The organism is Streptomyces sp. UH6, from assembly GCF_013421635.1.
GTDB lineage: Bacteria > Actinomycetota > Actinomycetes > Streptomycetales > Streptomycetaceae > Streptomyces > Streptomyces abyssomicinicus.
In genome coordinates this window covers 1-2,304 of record NZ_JACADT010000914.1, presented here as the reverse complement: position 1 = coordinate 2,304, position 2,304 = coordinate 1, and the positions used below count along the sequence as shown (strand labels likewise).

1 protein-coding gene and 1 pseudogene are annotated in these 2,304 nt (G+C 73.7%); both read left to right on the top strand.

What is annotated here, in order from left to right; genetic code table 11:
* A partial coding sequence (locus tag HW445_RS27510; protein WP_180223576.1) for an alkaline phosphatase occupies positions 1-1,440 on the top strand: 1,440 nt, incomplete at its 5' end.
* 67 nt (positions 1,441-1,507) lie between these two features.
* Positions 1,508-2,304: pseudogene (locus HW445_RS27505) on the top strand (SWIM zinc finger family protein); the annotation flags it as partial.

Here is a 2,304-nt window from a genome sequence, read left to right as displayed (position 1 = left end):
GGCGACGTCACCTCCGACTCGGGCCTGGTGTGGGTCCGTTCGGACCGCCCGGCCCGGATGGTCGTCGAGGTCTCGCCGACCGAGTCGTTCCGCAGGGTCCGACGGGTCCCGGGGCCGCTGCTGGGCGCGGGGACCGACTTCACCGGCACCACGCGCCTGCGCGGACTGCCCGCCGGTGAGCAGATCCACTACCGGGTGGTGCTGGCCGACCCGGACGACCCGCGCCGCACCGGCGAGCCGGTCACCGGCACCTTCCGCACCGCCGCCGTCCGCCGCCGGGACGGGGTGCGGTTCCTGTGGTCGGGCGACCTCGCGGGGCAGGGCTGGGGCATCAACCCGGACCTCGGCGGCTACCGGATCTACGACGCGATGGCCCGGCTGGACCCGGACTTCTTCCTGTTGAGCGGCGACAGCGTCTACGCCGACGGCCCCATCGCCGCCACCGCCGCGCTGCCCGACGGGCGGGTCTACCGGAACGTGGTGACCGAGGAGAAGTCGAAGGTCGCGGAGACCCTCGCCGAGTTCCGCGGCACCTTCCGCTACAACCTGCTCGACGAGAACCTCCGCCGCTTCAACGCGCACGTGCCGACGGTCGTGCAGTGGGACGACCACGAGGTCCGCAACAACTGGTACCCGGGCCAGGTGATCGCCGACACGGACGCCCGCTACACCGAGAAGCGCGTCGACGTGCTGGCCGAGCGGGCCCGCCGGGCGATGGGCGAGTACTTCCCCGTCCCCACCTTGACGGCCGGGCGGCGCGAGGGCCGGATGTACCGGGTGGTGCGGCACGGTCCGCTGCTCGACGTGTTCGTGCTCGACATGCGCACCTACCGCAACGCCAACTCTCCGGGCACCCAGACCAGCGACCCGCAGGGCATCCTGGGGCGCGAGCAACTGGACTGGCTCAAGCGCGAGTTGTCCCGCTCCACGGCGACGTGGAAGGTGATCGCCGCGGACATGCCGCTGGGCCTGGTGGTGCTCGACACCACCGAGGGCGGGCGCAACGTGGAGGCGGTGGCCCAGGGCGACCCCGGTGCCCCGCTGGGCCGCGAGCTGCAGATCGCGGAGCTGCTGCGGTTCGTCAAGCACCGCCGGATCACCGGCACGGTCTGGCTGACGGCCGACGTCCACCACACCTCGGCGCAGCACTACCGGCCGTCGCGGGCCGCGTTCACCGACTTCGAGCCGTTCTGGGAGTTCGTCTCCGGTCCCCTCAACGCGGGTGCCTTCCCGGCGAGTTCCCTGGACGGCACCTTCGGCCCCGAGCGGGTCTTCGTGAAGGCACCCACCGCCTCCAACGTCTCCCCGGCCGAGGGGTACCAGTTCTTCGGCGAGGTGGAGATCGACGGTGGCAGCGGGGAGATGACGGTCCGGCTGCGCGAGCAGGACGGGACGGTGCTCTTCACCAAGGTCCTCCAGCCGGGTCTGGTCGGGCAGTAGGGGCCCCGGCGGGGCGACTGCCGCCGTCGCGGCGGGCGTTGTCGGTGGCCGGCCCTACGGTCCTCCCATGACGCGATCACTGCAGGCCGTGGCCTACACGCGTCCCTCCGCGCTGGAATCCACCGCGGAGGGACGGCTCCTGGGACTGGAGACCTCCCGGGGCGCGACGCCCACGGGCGTCCAGGACCACCCCAGCTTCTTCTCCGGCTTCCTCACGCATCCGCAGGCGGCCGCCGCGGGACTGCTGGCGGTGGCCGACGTGGCGGCCGCACGCTACAACCGGCCGCAGCTGGCGGCCTCGCTCGACCCGGTGGTGACCGGCAACGGCGACCGGCTCCGTTTCGAGTCCTTCTCCGGCTGCTGCGGCGTGTATGCCCGGCTCGACGTCCTCTCCGGCGGCCTGGACGGCGGGGACGTGGGGCACGGCACCACCAACGTGGACGTCAACAACCCGCTGCGCGAGGCACTTTCGCGGGTGGGCACGCTCGACCCGGTCCACCTGCGGGTGGGGCCCGACGAGTTGGCGGTGACCACGACGGACGGACCGGTCGTCGAGAAGAAGGTCCCGCTCCCCGACCGCTGGCTGCGGGGGTTCGCCGAGTCGCAGGTGGTCTCGGCGGGTTTCGAGCTGCGGGCGGAGCTCCCGGCCGCGGAGGCGGTCCGGTTCCTGCGCTCCCTTCCCCGTGGCGGGGGCCGGGGCGGTGCCTCCTGGGTGGTGCCCGCCGGGCGGGGGCTGCGGCCGACCACCCGGCCCGTGCCGGGCGCGGTGTGCCTGCCGGGGCCGGAGCGGCTCGCGGCCCTCCAGCGGGTGCTGCGGCACGCGACCGCGCTACGGGTGTACGGACCGGGCGTCTCCGGTACCGG